14 protein-coding genes are annotated in these 15,016 nt (G+C 63.8%); 6 read left to right on the top strand and 8 right to left on the bottom strand.

The window, feature by feature from the left end; all coding sequences use genetic code 11:
• Positions 1-35 precede the first annotated feature (35 nt).
• Positions 36-1,403 (top strand): sodium:proton antiporter, encoded by a 1,368-nt coding sequence (locus AC3EMP_RS05705; RefSeq protein ID WP_050586861.1) that lies wholly within the window; start codon positions 36-38, stop codon positions 1,401-1,403.
• Here AC3EMP_RS05705 and AC3EMP_RS05700 read toward each other — a convergent pair whose 3' ends face one another.
• From AC3EMP_RS05700 to gcvA, 8 genes are all read right to left on the bottom strand, one after another.
• On the bottom strand, positions 1,404-2,141 hold the full coding sequence (locus AC3EMP_RS05700) for an ABC transporter ATP-binding protein (protein ID WP_023683562.1): 738 nt from the start codon (positions 2,139-2,141) through the stop codon (positions 1,404-1,406). It lies immediately after the preceding gene.
• On the bottom strand, positions 2,138-2,863 hold the full coding sequence (locus AC3EMP_RS05695) for an ABC transporter ATP-binding protein (RefSeq protein WP_023683563.1): 726 nt from the start codon (positions 2,861-2,863) through the stop codon (positions 2,138-2,140). The genes AC3EMP_RS05700 and AC3EMP_RS05695 overlap by 4 nt, the downstream gene beginning before the upstream one ends.
• Positions 2,860-3,822: a branched-chain amino acid ABC transporter permease gene (locus AC3EMP_RS05690; protein WP_023683564.1), complete on the bottom strand. Its 963-nt coding sequence runs from the start codon at positions 3,820-3,822 to the stop codon at positions 2,860-2,862. Before AC3EMP_RS05690 ends, AC3EMP_RS05695 begins: the two co-directional genes overlap by 4 nt.
• Complete coding sequence (locus AC3EMP_RS05685) at positions 3,819-4,700, bottom strand: branched-chain amino acid ABC transporter permease (RefSeq protein ID WP_023683565.1); 882 nt, start codon at positions 4,698-4,700, stop codon at positions 3,819-3,821. The genes AC3EMP_RS05690 and AC3EMP_RS05685 overlap by 4 nt, the downstream gene beginning before the upstream one ends.
• Positions 4,701-4,859: 159 nt before the next feature.
• Entirely contained in the window at positions 4,860-6,164 is a 1,305-nt protein-coding gene (locus AC3EMP_RS05680) for an ABC transporter substrate-binding protein (protein ID WP_023683566.1), read from the bottom strand.
• Between the two features lie 152 nt (positions 6,165-6,316).
• Positions 6,317-7,759 carry a hypothetical protein gene (locus AC3EMP_RS05675; protein ID WP_023700438.1) on the bottom strand — a complete coding sequence of 481 codons (1,443 nt, stop codon included), beginning with the start codon at positions 7,757-7,759 and terminating at the stop codon, positions 6,317-6,319.
• A 191-nt stretch (positions 7,760-7,950) separates the two neighbouring features.
• Entirely contained in the window at positions 7,951-9,255 is a 1,305-nt protein-coding gene (gene pncB / locus AC3EMP_RS05670; protein WP_023683568.1) for a nicotinate phosphoribosyltransferase, read from the bottom strand.
• Positions 9,256-9,424: 169 nt separating this feature from the next.
• Complete coding sequence (gcvA, locus tag AC3EMP_RS05665) at positions 9,425-10,393, bottom strand: transcriptional regulator GcvA (RefSeq protein ID WP_023671280.1); 969 nt, start codon at positions 10,391-10,393, stop codon at positions 9,425-9,427.
• Positions 10,394-10,605: 212 nt separating this feature from the next.
• Between gcvA and speB the strand changes: the two genes are divergently transcribed.
• The 5 genes from speB (at position 10,606) to AC3EMP_RS05640 (ending at position 15,009) form a co-directional block, all read left to right on the top strand.
• Positions 10,606-11,667 (top strand): agmatinase, encoded by a 1,062-nt coding sequence (gene speB, locus AC3EMP_RS05660; RefSeq protein ID WP_023714542.1) that lies wholly within the window; start codon positions 10,606-10,608, stop codon positions 11,665-11,667.
• An 83-nt stretch (positions 11,668-11,750) separates the two neighbouring features.
• Complete coding sequence (locus tag AC3EMP_RS05655) at positions 11,751-12,545, top strand: transporter substrate-binding domain-containing protein (RefSeq protein ID WP_023711355.1); 795 nt, start codon at positions 11,751-11,753, stop codon at positions 12,543-12,545.
• Between the two features lie 6 nt (positions 12,546-12,551).
• The gene (locus AC3EMP_RS05650) at positions 12,552-13,208 is read left to right on the top strand and encodes an amino acid ABC transporter permease (RefSeq protein ID WP_023683571.1); all 657 of its coding nucleotides are present in this window, start codon (positions 12,552-12,554) and stop codon (positions 13,206-13,208) included.
• Positions 13,205-13,852, top strand: coding sequence for an amino acid ABC transporter permease (locus tag AC3EMP_RS05645; protein ID WP_023711356.1), 648 nt, complete (start codon positions 13,205-13,207; stop codon positions 13,850-13,852). Before AC3EMP_RS05650 ends, AC3EMP_RS05645 begins: the two co-directional genes overlap by 4 nt.
• A 68-nt stretch (positions 13,853-13,920) precedes the next feature.
• A complete protein-coding gene (locus AC3EMP_RS05640) occupies positions 13,921-15,009 on the top strand; it encodes an ABC transporter substrate-binding protein (protein WP_023671275.1) in 1,089 nt (362 codons plus the stop codon).
• Positions 15,010-15,016: the final 7 nt, after the last annotated feature.

Below are 15,016 nucleotides of genomic sequence, written 5' to 3'. Positions count from 1 at the left end.
CGGCAGGTGTACTCGCTTCCGCTGTGTCTCCGCAAATGGCCTTCGCGGCCGAGGCCCGCGGCCTGCCCGATGCTGCCATGTCGCTGTGGTGGGCGCTGCCTTTCGCCGGCCTGCTGCTCTCGATCGCCACCGGACCGCTGCTGTTCCACCATGTCTGGGAGCATCATTACGGCAAGATCGCCGCCGGCTGGGGAGCGCTGGCGGTCATCCCGCTGATGGTTGCATTCGGCGTTCCGGTAGCCGGTGAAGCCGTGCTGCACACGCTGCTCACCGAATACATGTCGTTCATTATCCTGCTGTTCGCGCTCTACACCATTTCGGGCGGCATCCTTGTCGCCGGCAACATCCATGGCACGCCGCTGGTCAATGCCGGGCTGCTGCTCGTCGGGGCGATGCTGGCCTCGGTGATCGGCACCACCGGCGCCTCGATGATCCTGATCCGGCCGATGCTGCGCGCCAACGACAACCGGCAGTTCAACGCCCATGTCGTCATCTTCTTCATCTTCCTGGTGTCTAACATCGGCGGCTCGTTGACGCCCTTGGGCGACCCGCCATTGTTCGTCGGCTTCCTGCGCGGCGTCGACTTCTTCTGGACGTCGGCGAACCTCTGGCGCGAGACGCTGTTTACCGGCGGCCTGGTGCTGCTTGTCTTCCTGGCCATCGACATCATGCTGCATCGCCGTGAAGGCGGCGCGCCGAAGATCAAGGATCCGACGCCGGATACGAAGGTGCGCCTTCGCGGCCTGGCCAATCTGCCGTTGCTGGCCGGCGTCATTGCCGCGATCCTGCTTTCAGCTGCCTGGAAGCCGGGCGTGACTTTCTCCATCCTCGGCGTCGGCCTCGAACTGCAGAACCTGGTGCGCGATGCCATCATCCTGGCGCTCGCCGGGCTGTCGCTTGTCGTTTCCCTCAAGAGCCATCGCGAGGCCAACGGCTTCACCTGGGGCCCGATCGCGGAGGTGGCAAAACTGTTTGCCGGCATCTTCATCTGCATCGTGCCGGTCATTGCCATCCTTCGCGCCGGCCATGACGGCGCGCTGGCGCCGCTGGTGGCGCTGGTGACGTCACCCACCGGCCAGCCCAATGATCTCGCCTATTTCTGGCTGACCGGCGGGCTGTCGTCCTTCCTCGACAATGCGCCGACCTATCTGGTGTTCTTCGAACTCGCAGGCGGCGACGCGCGGCACCTGATGACGGAGGCGGCCTCGACGCTGGCCGCGATCTCGGCCGGCGCGGTGTTCATGGGGGCCAACACCTATATCGGCAATGCACCCAACTTCATGGTCTACGCCATCGCCCGACACCGCGGTGTGAAGATGCCGGGCTTCTTCGGCTACATGGCATGGTCAGGGCTGGTGCTGATCCCGATCTTTTTGATCGCCGGGTTCCTGTTTTTCGGCTGATCAGCCGACGCCGACATAGCGCCTGACTGCCGATGGGTCGGCGCGCAATTGCTCGACATCGACGGTCTCGCGGTTGCGGCCGTTTTCGATGAAGCAGACGCGGTCGGCGACCGACAGCACGGCGTCGACGCGCTGTTCGACCAGAATGGTGGAGACACCTAGCTCACGCAGCTTCACCACCGTCTCGCGGATCTTGGCGATCATCGACGGCATCAGCCCTTCGGTCGGCTCGTCTAGCAACAGCACCTGCGGCTCCAGACAAAGCGCGCGGGCCATGGCCAGCATCTGCTGTTCGCCACCGGACAAAGTGCCGGAGCGCTGCCGCAGCCGCTGGCGCAGCAGCGGGAAGAGGTCGAGCACGCTCTCGCGCGTCGCTCTTCCCTTGCCGCGCGCCATCAGGCCGATCTCGATGTTTTCCGCCACCGTCATCTCGGCGAACAGCCGCCTGCCCTGGGGCACATAGGCGACGCCGGCCTTGGGCACCTCATGCGCCGCCAGGCCGGTCAACTCCTTGCCGGCGAGCCGGATCGAACCGGCGCTCGACCGAACCAGCCCCATGATCGCTTTCAGCGTCGTCGTCTTGCCGGCGCCGTTGCGACCGAACAGGCACAGCACCTCGCCCTTGTTGAGCACTAGGTCGAGCCCATAGAGCACCTGAACCTCGCCATAGAAGCAGTCGAGCCTGGAGATAGTCAGCGCTTCAGTCTCGTGGGCTTCAGTCTTGGGGGCTTCGCTCATGGCGCCGTCCCCAGATAGGCTTCCTGCACCTGTGTGTTGGCGCGAACCTGTTCGGGCGTGCCTTCGGCCAGGATCCTGCCGGCGTTGAAGACCGTGATGCGGTCGGCCAGCTGCATGACGACAGGCATGTTGTGCTCGATCAAAAGCACGGTGGCGCTCTTGGCGATCTCGCGCACCAGTTCGATGAAATTGTCGATCTCGCTGTCGGCCAGCCCTTGCGTCGGCTCGTCGAGGATCAAAAGCCGCGGCTTCAGCGCCAGGCCCATTGCCACTTCCAGCAGGCGCTGATGGCCGTAGGAAAGCTGGCCGGCCGGCATATGGGCGCGGCCGGCCAGTCCGGTGCGTTCCAGCGCGGCCATGACGCCGGTGCGCACCGCACCTTTCGAGCGGGCATCGGTCAGCGTGCGCTGCACCGGCAGCGCGACATTATCGTAGGCAGAGAGGTTGGCGAAGACGCTGGTGATCTGGAAGGTGTAGGCGATGCCCCGGCGCACCCTGAGATAGGCCGGCTGGCTGGTGATGTCGGCGCCGTCGAAGACGATCATGCCGGACGATGGCTGAATGCGGCCGCTGACCAGGCTGACGAAGGTGGTTTTGCCAGCGCCATTGGGACCGATGACGGCGCGGATCTCGCCCGGCATCAGCTGAAAATCGACACCGTCGACGGCGCGCAGGCCGCCGAAACTGCGCGCCAGGCCTTTGGTGGTCAGCAACGGCATCATGGCAGCCACCCGAGCCAGCGCTGGCGGATGGTGCCCAGAATGCCTTTGGGGAAAAACAGCACCAGCAGGATGAGCGCAATACCGACGATCAGGAGATAGGCGGAGGTGTAGCCGCTGGCGGTGTCGATGACATAGTACATGAACACCGTGCCGAGCAGCGCGCCCAGCGTCGTGGCGGCGCCGCCGAGCAGCACCCAGAGCAGCGGCAGGATGGAATACTGCACCGAGGCAAAGCTCGAGCCGACATAGCCGAACAGCAGCGCATAGGCCGCACCCGAGGCGGCGCAGATGGTGCCGGAGACGACGACGGCGATCAGCTTGTTGGAGAAGGTGTCGTAGCCCAGCATTTTCGTGCGCTCCTCGTTCTCGCGCACCGCGACCAGCACGCGGCCATAGCGGGAGCGGACGATGGCGAGGGTGATCAGCAGCACGACCGAGAACAGCGCCAGCGCGCTCATGTAGCGCACGGTCGGGTTGGTGAGGTCGAGCGATGTCGAGCCGAAGGCCAGAACCCGCGCCGGCTGCGGCACCACCAGACCCTGGTCGCCGCCGGTCCAGGCGGCGAAATAGAGGATGGTGAGGTAAAACACCTGCGCGAACATCATGGTGACGATCATGAAGGCGACGCCGGTGGTGCGCAGCGCCAGCAGGCCGATCACAAGTGCCAGCAGCGCGCCGCAGGCGATACCGGCGAGGAAAGCCAAAGGCACGCTCCAGCCGAGATGGATGACGGCGAGACCAGCGCCATAGAGCCCGGCGGCGAAGAACATGGCGTGGCCGAGGCTGAGCAGGCCGACATAGCCGAACAGCATGTTGTAGCCCATGGCGAACACCGCCAGCACCATGATGCGGGCGAGCAGGCCGTGATGATAATCCGGCAGGACGAAGCTCAGGGCGAACAGCAGCGCGATGGCGCCGATATGCAATGCATACGCTTTTGCCGGCGAAGCTTCGCTCATCGCGGCGCCTGCCCGAACAGGCCTTGCGGCCTGAACACCAGCACCATGGCCACCAGCAGCGTGGCTATGATCTTGGCCAAAGTCGGCGAGAAGAACACCGAGATGATGCCATCGGACAGGCCGATCAGCACGGCGGCAACGACGGTGCCGCGCAGCGAGCCGAGGCCGCCGATGATGACGACGATGAAGGACAACAGCAGCGGGTCCTGCCCCATCAGGTAGTGCGCCTGACTGATCGGCACGATCAGCACGGCGGCGATGGCCGCCAGCATGGCGCCGAGCGCGAAGACGCCGGCATAGACGCGGGCGACTGGAATGCCGAAGGCCTGCGCCGTCTCGCTGTCATATTGGGTGGCGCGCATGATGAGGCCGATCTTGGTGCGCGTCAGCACCAGCCAGGTGGCGATGAGCAGAAGGGCCGAAGCGGCAATGATCGACAGCTTGTAGCCGGAATAGCCGAACCAGGGCAAAAGGATGCGGTAGCTGAAGGGCGGCTCCACCGGGCGGGCTTCCGGGCCATAGAAGCTCAACGCCAGCTGCTGGATGATGTAGAGCATGCCGATCGTGGCGACGATGGTGGCTTCCGGATTGTAATTGAGCCGCCGCAGCACAAGCCGCTCGGCTACCAGCGCAATGGCGCCGACAATCAGCGGCGCAATCACCAGCGCCGCCAGGAAGCCGAGCGTGGGATGGCCGGGTATCGCCGTCGAGATCGCCCAGGCCAGCACCGCGCCCAGCATGAAGAACTCGCCATGGGCGACGTTGACGACGCGCATGACGCCGAACACCAGCGACAGCCCAAGCGCCGTCAGCGCCAGCACGGCTGAGGTGACAAGGCCTTCGAGGGCGGCGAGGAGGAGATGGGGTCCGAAATGCATTCAGGGCGCCCTTACCCTCCCCTTGTGGGGAGGGTGACCGCGCAGCGGTCGGGTGGGGGTTGGGCACGGGCCGTCGCGACCCCCACCCCGTCTCGCAAGCTTCGCAAAAGTGCGAAGCTTGCGTGCCGACCCTCCCCACAAGGGGGAGGGTAAGGCGCCTCACAGCGCCTGCGTCGTATAATCCCCTTCGGCCTCGTAAAGCCCGTCCTCGATCTTGGTCTTGTGGACGACATTCAGCTTGCCACCTTCGACCTTGGAGATGTTCTGGATGCCAAAACACTGGTGGATCTTGCCGTTGAAGGTCTTCGGCCCCTGCGGATGCTCCGGCCCTTCGGCGAATTCGGTCAGCGCCTCGGTCGCCTCGACCAGCTTGGCGCGGTCTTCCAGGCCCTTGTAGCCGGCGTCTTCCATCGCCTTCTTGACGACATAGAGCGTCTCCCAGCAGCCGAACATGTGGGCGGCGGTGGAGACGTCCTTGGGGTCGCCGACGGCAGCGCCATTTTCGTCGATGCCAACGGCGGCGCGGTAGGCTTTCTGCGCGGCCGAGTCATTGGCCTGGGCATAGCGCGGCGAGCCTTCCCAGAAATGGCTGCCGTCCAGGAATTCGAGGCCGGGGCTGTTGATGTCGGTGGCTTCGAGCGAATCGATGAAGCCGAACAGCTGCGGCCGGTTGGAGCCGTAGAACTCGCCGAGTTCCTTGACGAAGGTGAGCACGGCCGGGCCGACCATCACGTGGTAGATGACTTCGGTCTCGGCCGGTATCTGCGGGAAGTATTTCGTAAAAGACGACTCTGTCGGCGGGATGGCGATCTGGGCGATGACCTCGGCGCCTTGCGCCTTCAGCGCCGGCGGCAGGTAGTCGCGATGGTCGTAGCCGAAGGCGAAATCCGGGAAGATCTGCGTCACCTTCTTGCCGGCATTGGCCGCGATCCATGGCGCCATCGACTGGATCTGGCTCTTCACATCGGTGATGCCGGGCTGGAAGACGTAGCGGTTGAGCTTGGTCGAAGCGACATGGTGGCCTTCGCTGACGACGAAATAAGGGATCTTGTTTTCGCCGGCGGCCGGCGCCGAGCCGATCACGACATGCGAGAACAGCGTGCCGAAGACGATGTCGGTCTTGTGCTGGGTGGCGAACTTGCCGACCACTTCGGCGCCACGGCCGGGATCGGTGCCGTCATCCTCGATCACCAGTTCGACCGGCCGGCCGTTGATGCCGCCGGCATCGTTGATCGCCTTGACCGCGGCGGCACTGGTCTTTTCGTACCAGCGGCCATAGGCGGCGCCGATGCCGGTGCGGTGCGACTGGAAGCCGATCTTGATTGGCGCCGAACTCTGCGCCTGGCTGTAGCGGACGAAGCCGGGCGCGAGCGTCAGCCCGGCGCCGGCGGCGAGACCTTTCAGCGCGGTGCGGCGGCTAAGGGTGGATTTGGAGAGATCGAAAAACCCATTCTTGTCAGTCACGGCAGTTCCCCTGTTTTTGAGTTTTGACTGTCTGTAACGAGGCAAGGCCACTCCCTTGCAGGAGGGGCAGAAATTGCATGTGTACAAACTAAATCACCAAAGCACAGAGCTTGCAAGCGGGCTTTCCGCAAAGGCATGTTGATCAGCTTGTCTCATCCGGCCGTCGGCGTGGCAAGCAACCACAGGCCGAAGATCGTGTAGGCAATCATCAGCATGGTGAGCGGCAACTGGCTGAGGGCGGCGCGCGATGGCACCTGGTGCAGTCGCCAGGCCAGTCCATGGGCAACGAGCACCGCCAGCATATGGCCGGCGATGATGATGCCGGCCTGCAGGTTCCACAGCCACCAGGCGGAGTGGGCCCCGGCGACGATGCCGGCCTCGATCTGCATGTCGGCGGCGCCGAACAGGTTCCATCCCAGCGCGAACGGGTCGGACAGAGCGGCGATCGCATACTGGCCGTCGACCAGCAGCGCCGTCAGATAGTGCGCGACATGATAGGCGAGCGCGATCGGCACGATCGACCACACCAGCAGCCTGGCGGCCTCGCGGAGGGAATGTCGGCTGCCGGCGAGGCGCTGGCCGAGGATGACGGCCAGCAGGAATGCCGCCGCCAGCAGAACGAAGGTCAGCACGAGGCCGAAGCTGCTAATGCCGATGAGCGCGGTGCGGCCGGGATATTCCAGCGGGTTGATGCCGGACAGGCCGAGCCAGAAGAAGGTTTTCGACAGGCCGTCGAAGGACACCGATGACAGGCTGAGCAGCAGGAAAGCGATGCCGCTTGCCGGCAGGGGTGCCGCGCCGAGCAGTTTTGAGCCCGGCCAGCAGAGAGCGAGCCGCCCGTGTTCATTGCGCTCGACGATGGCGAAGCGCGCCACCATGGCGAAGAACACCGTCAGGAATTCGCCGCGCCGGCTCCAATCGCGGTAGCCGAAGGCGAGCATGGCGATGAAGGTAAGCAACCAGTAGAGGCCGGCGGCATAGGCCAGCCGCGCCGGGTCGTCGGGCGCCGGGTCGATCAGCTCGAACCAGGCAAAGGCGAAGAACAGGATAACGGCTGGCCAGCAGCCGAGCCATGAAGGCAAACGCAATTTCTGTCCCTCACCGCCACGAAGCTTGAACAGGCGGCTTACGATCCGCCACGGGCCATACCATGGATTCGGCCACGACCAGACATCGCCGAACAGGCCTTGCGCGATGGCAAGGCCGACCCAGAGCAGCGTCCAGATGGTCAGGGGCAGCGGATTGGAGAGCGGATCGCGGCTGCCGAACAGGCCGGCGGCGATGAGCGTTGCGAAACCGGCAAAGGAGATGAGGCTGATGATTGTGCGAGGGGTGTCGGCGAATGGGAAGAGCGGCAGGCGGCGGCGCCAGAAGCGGTCGAGGGTTGCGGGTGGCAGCAGGGCGAGGACGAGGAAGCTTACCGCGACGGCAAGCGCGCCGCCGGCGATGTAGTAGCCGGTCGGGAGGAGGAGGACGTGGCCGCGGTCGGAGGCGTGGGCGAAGGCAGGGGTGGGGAGGAGTGTGAGGGTGGGGGAGCAGGCGACATATGTCAGCCTGACGCGATCCTTCACACCCCCCTCTGGCCTGCCGGCCATCTCCCCCGCAAGGGGGGAGATTGGATGTCGCCGGGGCTTTCGCCAACTTTCAAGGGTAAAGAAAGAGGCGCGGTACTCGATGCTGCCAATCTCCCCCCTTGCGGGGGAGATGTCCGGCAGGACAGAGGGGGGTGGGCGGCAACTCACGCTATCGCGATTTCCATTTCGTCCAGCAAGGCACCCGCCGACCCTCAAACCTTGACCAGCTGCTCCACGCGGTCCTTCGCCCCAAAAATCCGGAGATAGCGCTCGATCTCCTTCTTGTCGCCCGTCGCTTTCGCCGGATTGTCCGACAGCTTCACCGCCGGCCGGCCATTGGCCTCCGTCACCTTGCAGACCAGCGATATCGCATCCAGGCTGTTGGTTTCGGTCGGCGCGCAGCCTTCGAAATCGTTGGTGAGGTTGGTGCCCCAGCCGAAGGACATGCGCACCTTGCCCTTGAAGTGCCTGTAGGTCTCCTCGATGGTTTCGACCTCGAGACCGTCGGAGAAGATCAGCAGCTTCTGCCTGGGGTCCTTGCCCTTCTCGCGCCACCAGTCGATGATTTTTTCGCCGCCTTCGATCGGCGGCGCGCTGTCGGGGCGGAAGCCGGTCCAGTCGGCGACCCAGTCCGGGGCGTCGCGCAGGAAGGATGCGGTGCCGAAAGCGTCGGGCAGCACGATCAGCAGGTTGCCGCCGTAATAGCGCTGCCAGTCCTGCAGCACCTTGTAGGGCGATTCCTTCAATTCCTTTTCCGACTTGGCAAGGGCGGCAAAAACCATCGGCAATTCATGCGCGTTGGTGCCGAGCGCTTCGAGGTCGTTGTCCATGGCCAGCAGCACGTTCGAGGTGCCGGTGAAGGCTTCGCCAATGCCTTCCTTGAGCGCCTCGACGCACCAGCGCTGCCACAGGAAGGAATGGCGGCGGCGGGTGCCGAAATCGGAGATGCGGATGCCGGGCAGCGCCTTCAAGCGTTCGGTCTTGGCCCACATCTTCCCCTTGGCGCGTGCATAGAGCACGTCAAGCGCGAAGGGACCGAAGGCGCGCATGGCGGCGCGGGAACGAAGCTCATTGATGATCGCCAGCGCCGGGATTTCCCACAGGGTGGTGTACATCCAGGGACCGCTGAAGGAGAGCTCGTACTGACCGTCGCGCTTGGACAGCTCGTAGTCGGGCAGCCGAAAACCTTCCAGCCAGGCGAGGAATTCCGGCTCGAAGATCTGCTTGCGGCCATAGAAATTGTTACCGCCAAGCCAGATCATCTCCTTCTTGGAGAAGCGCAGCGTGCGGGCATGGTCGAGCTGGTCGCGCAATTCGCCTTCGTCGATGTCGTCGGCCAGGCGCACCGAGGTGGTGCGGTTGATCAGCGAAAAGGTGGCGTCGACCTTGGGGTACATGCCCCAGATCATCTGCAGCATCAGAAGCTTGTAGAAATCGGTGTCGAGCAGGCTGCGGACGATCGGGTCCAGCTTCCAGGTGTGGTTGTAGACGCGCCGCGCTATATCGGTTCTTGCCATGTCCTGCCGTCGCCTTCGCTGCTCACGTCTTTCTTACGCAATTCCGGACGGGAAACCGCCGCACAGTTTTCCTGGAATTGCCGGGCAAGAGCTTATTAGCATTGAATTTTTGAAAGCGCCTCCCGCTTTCCGGGCTGGCCCGACAAAAAGCAGCCGCTCAGGTCCAGCCTCAACTCTTGGCGCCCACCACCCGCAGCGCCGGACGCTTCCTGCGGCTGCCGATGCGGCCGGCCACCGGCGCGTCGGCCCGGCTGTCGGCCTGTTCCTTTTCGGCAAACAGCCAGTCGACGAACAATTGCACGATAGGCGCCGAACGCATCTCGTTGCGGCAGACGACGTAGAAATCATCGACCGCCGGCACCGACAGGCTGAACGGCGCCACCAGCAGGCCCCTGGCGAGCAGCATGCTGGCGGTGACGGAATCGCCGAGAGCCACGCCATGTCCGTGCACCGCGGCTTCGATCGCCGTACGGGCGTCGCCGAGATGGTGGCGGCGGCCACGTTCGAGGTCGAGCCCATCGGCGGCGGCCAGCCAGGTGTGCCATTCGCGGCCATCATCGCCATGCAGGATGACATGGCCAGCAAGATCCCGGCAGATGCGGAGCGGCCGGTTGTTGATCAGCGTCGGGCTGACCACCGGGAACAGTTCGAGGCCCGACCATTTGCGCATCCAGCAATCGGTCCAGCTGCCGTCGCCATAGAGCACGCAGACATCGACCTGTGGGGCGCGGATGTCCTTGGGGTCGTTGGACGGGATCAGCGTCAACCTGATATCAGGATATTGCGCCATGAAGCTGCCGAGCCGCGGCGTCATCCACAGAAGCAGCAGCGCCGGCACGCAGGAGACCGACAGCGTACCGGCGCTGGCTGGCCTGGTCATGCGCTGGGTGGCGGCGGCGATGCCGTCGAAGGCGGTCGAGACCGCCGGCAGCAATTCGGCGCCGTGCGGGGTGAGCTTTACCCGCTGTCCGGTGCGTTCGAACAGTTTTACGCCGAGTGATTGCTCGAGCGCCTTGATCTGGTGGCTGATTGCGCCGTGGGTGACGTTGAGCTCACTCGCCGCCTTGGTCAGCGAGGCATGCCGCGCCGTCGCCTCGAAGGCGCGCAAGGGATTCAAGGGGGGCAGACGCTTGGCCATGAGCAACCGGATACTCTGTGAGATTTTCTCACAATCAGCACCGTAACAATATCAATTGATTTTTCAATGCGGCTGCCGGACACTTTGGCAGGTCAACAGCATCAATGACGTGAAATCTACAGGCAGCCAGCGGGACAGCGACCCGGCCGGATGATGGTCAGTTCGCAGATGTCGCCACGGCCGCATGCATCAGCCCGCAGGAGGAGACCGACATGGGTTATGACAGAGGCAAGCTGGAAGCCTTGCGCCGCAAGTATGGCGAGAGCCATGGCGGCGAGATGTTCGACCCGAAGTTCCGCAAGGTCGCGGACAAGATCTTCTCCAAGAGCGGCACAAGGCTGGCGCCCTATGCCGGCATCCCCACCTTCCTCGCCGCGCCCTACCGTGAAATCGCTGCCGACAATCCGGATTTCGGCGATTTGCAGGTGGCGATCATCGGCGTGCCGATGGATCTCGGCGTCACCAACCGGCCCGGCTCGCGCTTCGGGCCAAGGGCGCTGCGCGCCATCGAGCGCATCGGCCCTTACAATCATGTGCTGGAATGCGCGCCGACGCATGAGCTGCGCGTCGCCGACATCGGCGATACGCCGTTCCGCAGCCGCTACCGGCTGGAGGTCAGCCACGAAGATATCGAGCGCCGCACCAACCAGATCGTCGATGCCGGCGTGCTGCCGCTCTCGGTCGGAGGCGACCACTCGATCAGCCATCCGATCCTGAAGGCGGTCGGCAAAAAGGCGCCGGTCGGCATGATCCATATCGACGCTCATTGCGACACAAGCGGGCTGTTCGACATGACCAAGTTCCATCATGGCGGACCGTTCCGCAACGCGGTGCTGGACGGCGTGCTCGACCCCACCCGCACCATCCAGATCGGCATCCGCGGCTCGGCGGAGTATCTGTGGGAGTTCACCTATGAATCCGGCATGACGGTCGTGCATGCCGAAGAGGTGACGGGTCTCGGCATCCCGGCCATCATCGAGAAGGCGCGCAGAATAGTCGGCGACGGCCCGACCTACATTTCCTTCGACGTCGACAGTGTCGATCCGGCCTTCGCGCCAGGCACCGGCACGCCGGAAATCGGCGGCCTGACGACGCGCGAAGTGCTCGAACTGCTGCGCGGCTTGAAAGGCCTCAACATCGTCGGCGGCGACGTCGTCGAGGTGGCGCCGCAATATGACGCGACCACCAACACCGCCCATGTCGGCGCCCAGGTCCTGTTCGAGATCCTGAGCCTGATGGTGTTCAGCCCGGCGATCACCGGCAAGGGGGCCTGACGGATTTCACATGCAAAGGCGGCCGCCGCGCTGGAGCCGGCGGCCGTTTCCAAAACAAACAAGCTTCCAGAAGGGGAATACCAATGACAATCCAAATGAAATCAACCATCGCCGCCGCGCTGATGCTCGCCGGCCTCGGCTTCGCCGCCCAGGCCAATGCCGACGCCGTCGACGACATCACCAAGGCCGGCGCCATCAATGTCGGCATCTTCTCCGACTTTCCGCCCTTCTCCTCGGCCAGCGCCGATATGAGCATCAAGGGTTACGACGTCGACGTCGCGCAGGCGATCGCCGATTCACTCAAGGTGAAGCTCAATCTGGTCAGCGTCACCGGCCAGAACCGCATCCCGTATCTCACCGACAAGCGCGTCGATATCCTGATGAGCGTCGGCTATTCCAAGGAGCGCGAGGAGGTGATCGATTTCGCCGCCGCCTATGCGCCCTACTACATCGCCGTCATCGGTCCGGCAGCGCTTTCGATCAAAGGCAAGGAAGATCTCGCCGACAAGTCGATCGCCGTCAATCGCGGCACGCTCGAGGATACGTCGTTGACCGAAGCGGCGCCGTCATCGGCCGACATCAAGCGCTTCGACAACTACAATTCCGTCATCCAGGCCTTCATCTCCGGCCAGACCCAGCTGATGGTGGTCGGCAATGATGTCGGCGCCCAGGTGCTGGCCAAGCAGGACGCGCTGAAGCCGGAGCAGAAGTTCCAGCTCTTGACCTCGCCTTCGCATATCGGCCTCAACAAAAAAGAGGACCGGCTGAAGACGGCGGTCAATGATGCGGTTGCCAAGATGCTGGCCAACGGCAAGCTCGACGAGAGCTCGAAGGTCTGGCTGAAGACGCCGCTCAATCCCGACAACCTCAAGGATTGAGTTCTCGTGGCTTTTGCCTGGCTCCCAGGTGCTGTGGGCGACATCGCGCGCGGCGCGGCCACGACGATCCTGTTGATCGTCGTGACCACGCTCGTGGGCACGCTGCTCAGCATCCTGGGCGCTGCCGGCCGGCGCAACGGCCCGGTATTCGTGAAGCGCGCCATCGCGGTGTATGTCGAGGTGATGCGCAACACGCCGTTCCTGGTGCAGCTGTTCTTCATCTTCTTCGGACTGCCCAGCCTCGGCATAAGGCTCGATCCGATCCTGGCAGCCATGTTGGCAATGACGCTCAACATGGCGGCCTACACCATTGAAATCGTCGGCGCCGGTCTCGATGCCGTGCCCGGCGGACAGACGGAAGCCGCCTTGGCACTCGGGCTTCGGCCACGCCAGGTGTTTGTCAAGATCGTGCTGCCGCAGGCGCTCAAGGTGATCTATCCGGCGCTGACCAGCCAGATCGTCATCATGATGCTGGAATCGGCCGTGGTGTCGCAGATCGCCGTGCGCGAGCTGACCTATGAGGCCGACATGCTGCAAGCCCGCACCTTCCGGTCCTTCGAAACCTATTTCGTCGTGACCCTGGTCTACCTCGTCCTGTCCATGGCCTTGCGCCGGCTGCTGGTCACAGGCGGGCGCCGCGTGTTGGGGGCAGGTGTCACATGATCGAATTCACCCTCTGGGACATCGTTCGCAATCTGCTGCTCGCCGCCCGCTGGACGGTGCTGTTGTCACTGGCCGCCTTCGTCGGCGGGGCGCTGGTCGGGCTGATCGTGCTGTTCTTCAGGATCGCAGAGAATAAATGGAGCCAGCGGGTCGCATCCGGCTACATCGCCCTGTTCCAGGGAACGCCGCTGTTGATGCAGCTGTTCCTGATGTTCTTCGGCCTGCCGATGCTCGGCCTGCGCATCGAGCCATGGACGGCAGCGGTGCTCGGCCTGACCTTCTTCGCCAGCGCCTATCTGGCCGAGATCTGGCGCAGCGGCGTCGATGCGCTGCCGCTGGGACAGTGGGATGCCGGCGCCAGCCTTGGCCTGCACCGTCTGCAGGAGCTCCGGCTGATCATCCTGCCGCAGGCGTTCTCGATCACAAGGGCGCCGATCGTCGGCTTCCTGGTGCAGTTGATCAAGTCGACGGCGCTGACCTCGATCATCGGCTTCGAGGAGCTGGTCAGAACCTCCAACGCCATCAACAACGCCACCTTCGAACCGTTCAAGGTCTACGGGCTGGTGGCGCTGATCTTCTTCGTCATGTGCTTTCCACTGACGCAATACGCCCGTACGCTCGAACAACGAGCGGCGGCCCACTGACGTCAGGCGGCGACAGTGCGTGAAGGGAACCTGCCGGAATAGAACGGCATCAACTGAGGAGAAACCAGATGAACAGACTGATTGGAAAATCCCTGACACGGCGCGGCGTGCTTGGTGCGGGCCTCGCTACAGCCGGCGTGCTCGCCATGCCGTCGATCCTGCGCGCGCAGGACAAGTCGCTGAAGGTCGGCGTCTATGGCGGCTACTTCAAGAAATCCTTTGACGAGCACGTCTTCCCAGATTTTACCAAGGCCACCGGCATTGCAGTGGAATCGGTCGCCGAGCCGACCGGCGAAGCCTGGCTGGTGCAGCTCGAACAGGCGTCCAAGGCAGGCCAGGCGCCGGCCGACCTTTCGATGATGTCGCAGACCTCGACGCTGAAGGGCCAGTCGACCGAATTGTGGACGCCGCTCGATACGTCGAAGTTCAAGCACTACAACGACCTCTTGCCGCGCTTCGTCAACAAATATCCGGATGGCCGTGTTGCTGGCATCGGCGCCGTCGCCTGGTGGATCACGCTGGTCTCCAACACCGACGTCTACAAGGATGCGCCGACCTCATGGGAGACGCTGTGGGACAAGGCCAATGAGGACAAGCTCGGCCTGCTGGCGCTTGCCTCGAACTCGTTCCTGCTCGAAGTGACGGCCAAGACCTTCATGGGCGGCACCAATGCGCTCGACACCGAGGACGGACTGAACAAGGCGTTCGAAAAGCTCGCCGAGCTCAAGCCGAATGTCCGGCTGTGGTATCGCGACGAGGCGCAGTTCGAGCAGGCGCTGAAGTCGGGCGAGATCCCGATGGGCCAGTATTATCACGACGTCACCGGCCTCGCGGTCGCCGACGGCTTCCATGTCCGCTCGACCTTCCCGAAGGAAGGCGGCATCCAGGACTCCGGCAATTGGGTGCTGTCGCGCGCCTCGACCAAGGTCGACGAGGCACATGCATTCATCGACTATATGAGCCAGCCGTCAATGCAGGGCCTGATGTCGCGCAAGGTCGGCACCACGCCGACGCTGAAGAAGGAGGTGCTTGATCTCAAGCCGGAAGAGTTCGCCGCGGTGTCGTCGGATATCGATCCGATCATTCCGCGCTACGACCTCTATACGTCGAAGGCCGACTGGATCAACCAGAAGTGGACCGAGCTCATCGTCGGCTGAGCCGTTC

It is taken from the genome of Mesorhizobium sp. P160219 (assembly GCF_057786095.1).
The sequence above is the reverse complement of the archived record's forward strand: the minus strand, read 5'-3'. Positions and strand labels throughout refer to the sequence as shown.